General features: G+C 60.6%; 1 protein-coding gene. It reads left to right on the top strand.

Translation table 11 applies throughout. The annotated features are described in order from the left end of the window. Positions 1-7 precede the first annotated feature (7 nt). On the top strand, positions 8-383 hold a 376-nt coding region (locus tag DNK59_RS31490), incomplete at its 3' end, for a solute carrier family 23 protein (protein ID WP_305887946.1).

Here is a 383-nt window from a genome sequence, read left to right on the forward strand (position 1 = left end):
CGTGAGCATGCAGGATGAATTCAACGACCCGCTTTGGCGCCAGATCCTGTCTGGCGCACAAATGCTCTTCGTGGCATTTGGCGCGCTGGTGTTGATGCCGCTGATCACAGGTCTTGATCCAAACGTTGCGCTGTTCACCGCAGGTCTAGGCACCTTGCTGTTCCAAGTGGTGACCGGGCGTCAGGTGCCGGTATTCCTGGCTTCGAGCTTCGCCTTCATCACCCCGATCATCCTCGCCAAGGGCCAGTTCGGCCTCGCGGCGACCATGGGCGGCGTGATGGCGGCCGGTTTCGTTTATACGTTCCTGGGCCTGGCGGTGAAGATCAAGGGCACCGGTTTTATCGACCGCTTGCTGCCGCCGGTGGTGATAGGCCCGGTGATCA

It is taken from the genome of Pseudomonas sp. TKO26, from assembly GCF_003225665.1.
Classification (GTDB): domain Bacteria; phylum Pseudomonadota; class Gammaproteobacteria; order Pseudomonadales; family Pseudomonadaceae; genus Aquipseudomonas; species Aquipseudomonas saponiphila.